Genomic DNA, 2,740 nt, shown 5'->3' on the forward strand with positions numbered 1-2,740 from the left:
ATGCAGAGGAACGGTCTGATACCGTGTTCCACCTTGGTCGACAGCGGTCAGCTGTCGTCGCCGTTGCCCTTGTTTCTGGCCAGTTGCAGCTCGGGGCTGTCCAGCTTGGCCAGCTGGGGCATGGCCTGGGCCTTGAAGCTGGCCAGCGCCCGCCCGCTGAGAGACTCCGCCTGGGGCAGGTTGAGGGTGCGCGGGTTCTTGTGTACGCCGCCCACCACGAACTCATAGTGCAGGTGCGGGCCTGTGACCCGGCCGGTGCCGCCGAGCAGGCCGATGGTCTGCCCCTGCTTCACTCGCTGCCCCTTGTTGACGGTGCGCTTGGAGAGGTGCAGGTACTTGGTCACGTAGTTGCCCGCGTGCTTGATGAAGACGTAGTTGCCGTTGAACTGGTTGTAGCCGGCGGCCACCACGCTGCCGCCGCCCGCCGCCATGATGGGGGTCCCCACCGGCGCCACGTAGTCGATGCCGTTGTGGGGACGCACCTTGCCGGTGACCGGGTGAAGGCGGCGCGGATTGAAGTTGGAGCTGATGTATTTGAAGTTGACCGGTGCGCGCAGGAAGCTCTTGCGCATCGCCTTGCCGTCCGGGGTGTAGTAGTTGCCATCCGTGTTCAGCACGGCACGGTAGATGGCCCCCTGGTTGACGAACTCGGCGGCCAGAATGTCGCCGGAAGCAACCCGCTCGTCATCCTGGTATTTGTCCTGGTAGACCACCCGGAAGCTGTCCCCCGGCTGCAGGTCCTGGGCAAAGTCGATGTCCCAGCCGAAGATGGCGGCGAGATCCATGATCTGGTCTTCCGTCATGCCCGCTTCGACGGCGGCGCCCCAGAAGCTGGAGCGGATTTCCCCCTGGGCCACCTGTTCGCGGGTGTCGAGCTCGATCTTCACCGGCCTGGCCACGAAGCCGTCATCCCGGCGGTTCACCTTGAGCGCCTGCTCCAGGCTGTGGGGGTAATAGAGGCTGTGCAGCTCGCCGCCCTTGGTGAGCTTGAAGGTGAGCTCCTGACCGGGCTTGAGCAGGCGCAGGGTATCCGTGCCCTCGAGCTGGTCGATGAGGTGCAGATCCGTGGTACTGAGGCCCAGGCGCTGGAAGATGACCCCCATGTTGTCGCCGCTGCGCACTTTCACCTGTCTGGTGACATAGCGCGGTTTGGGCGGGGTGACGGGCTCGGCCCGTGCCAGCTGCGCCTCCTCGTCGACCTGCTGCTCGACGGCCAGTTCGTTGTCGTTGTCATCGACCCGGGTGGCGACCGCCTGTTCGCTCGGCCAGGCCGCCAGCATCATCACCATGATGCTCAGGATAAGCACCATCTTGCGGTGCCAGTGAGGGAGAGAGTTGAAGGCGTGCCAAAGGACCATGAGAAGCAGACAAAGTTGAACCCGGAAGAAGGTCGGAGTTTACCGCCTTTCCAATTGGCCCGCCATTCCAGTAATATGTCTGGCCCTGTGGAATCGTGATTGGAGAGTCAAAAAATGTCCCAGCTCGAGGTGGCGCTAGCCGAGATCAAGCGCGGAGCGGAAGAAATTCTGGTTGAAGAAGAACTGATCGCCAAGTTGAAGGAAGGGCGCCCCCTGCGCATCAAGCTGGGGATGGACCCGACCGCGCCGGACATCCACCTGGGTCATACCGTGATCCTCAACAAGCTGAAGACCTTCCAGGATCTGGGCCATGAAGTGATCCTGCTGATCGGTGACTTCACCGCCATGGTGGGTGACCCCTCCGGCAAGAACGCCACCCGTCCGCCGCTCTCCGAAGAGGCCATCAAGCACAACGCCCTCACCTATGCCGAGCAGGCGTTCAAGATCCTCGACCCGGCCAAGACCCGCATCGAGTACAACTCCACCTGGCTGAGTGAGCTGGGCGCGACCGGCATGATCAAGCTGGCGGCCAAGCAGACCGTGGCCCGCATGATGGAGCGCGACGACTTCAAGAAGCGCTACAGCAACGGCCAGTCCATCGCCATTCACGAATTCCTCTATCCGCTGCTGCAAGGCTATGACTCGGTCGCGCTGAAGGCGGACGTCGAGCTGGGCGGTACCGATCAGAAGTTCAACCTGCTGATGGGTCGCGAGCTGCAAAAAGATGCGGGCATGGCGACCCAGTGCGTGCTGATGATGCCGCTGCTGGTAGGCCTGGACGGTGTCAAGAAGATGTCCAAGTCCGCTGCCAACTACATCGGCGTACACGACGCCCCGGGGGAGATGTTCGGCAAGATCATGTCCATCACCGACGATCTGATGTGGAACTACTACGAGCTGCTCTCCTTCCGTCCGCTCGCCGAGATTGAAGAGTTCAAGGCAGGCATTGCTGCCGGCACCCTTAACCCGCGCGACGTGAAGATCTGGCTGGCCAAGGAGATCATCGCCCGTTATCACGACGAGGCGGCGGCCGAAGCGGCCCACGAAGACTTCACCCAGCGCTTCTCCAAGAACGCCATTCCGGACGACATGCCGGAAGTCGAGCTGGCACTGGAAGGGGAAGGGCTGGCCATCGCCAACCTGCTCAAAGACGCCGATCTGGTGGCCACCACCTCCGAAGCGCTGCGGATGATCAAGCAGGGCGCGGTCAAGGTGGATGGCGAGAAGCTGGACGATGGCAAGGCCCTCATCGGTGCCGGTACCGCCGTCTACCAGGTCGGCAAGCGCAAGTTTGCCCGGGTGACCGTGAAGTAAGTCGCCACCTGCGGCGCAGCCATAAGAAAGGCTATGTCCCAATTACGTGTTGCATGGGGCGCCCCAGT

General features: G+C 62.4%; 2 protein-coding genes. One reads left to right on the top strand and one right to left on the bottom strand.

The features are described from left to right. Positions 1-47: 47 nt before the first annotated feature. Positions 48-1,358, bottom strand: a complete 1,311-nt coding sequence (locus AACR77_RS08620) for a peptidoglycan DD-metalloendopeptidase family protein (protein ID WP_041212599.1) — start codon at positions 1,356-1,358, stop codon at positions 48-50. 114 nt (positions 1,359-1,472) lie between these two features. Between AACR77_RS08620 and tyrS the strand changes: the two genes are divergently transcribed. After that, positions 1,473-2,672, top strand: coding sequence for a tyrosine--tRNA ligase (gene tyrS / locus AACR77_RS08625; RefSeq protein ID WP_039040151.1), 1,200 nt, complete (start codon positions 1,473-1,475; stop codon positions 2,670-2,672). Positions 2,673-2,740 lie beyond the last annotated feature (68 nt).

It is taken from the genome of Aeromonas sp. ZOR0002, assembly GCF_963866995.1.
Taxonomy (GTDB): Bacteria; Pseudomonadota; Gammaproteobacteria; order Enterobacterales; family Aeromonadaceae; genus Aeromonas; species Aeromonas caviae.

What these genes read in the sequence shown, in the direction of transcription:
- AACR77_RS08620 (WP_041212599.1), bottom strand. Translation starts at nt 1,358, where the DNA reads ATGGTCCTTTGGCACGCCTTCAACTCTCTCCCTCACTGGCACCGCAAG.
- tyrS (WP_039040151.1), top strand. Translation starts at nt 1,473, where the DNA reads ATGTCCCAGCTCGAGGTGGCGCTAGCCGAGATCAAGCGCGGAGCGGAA.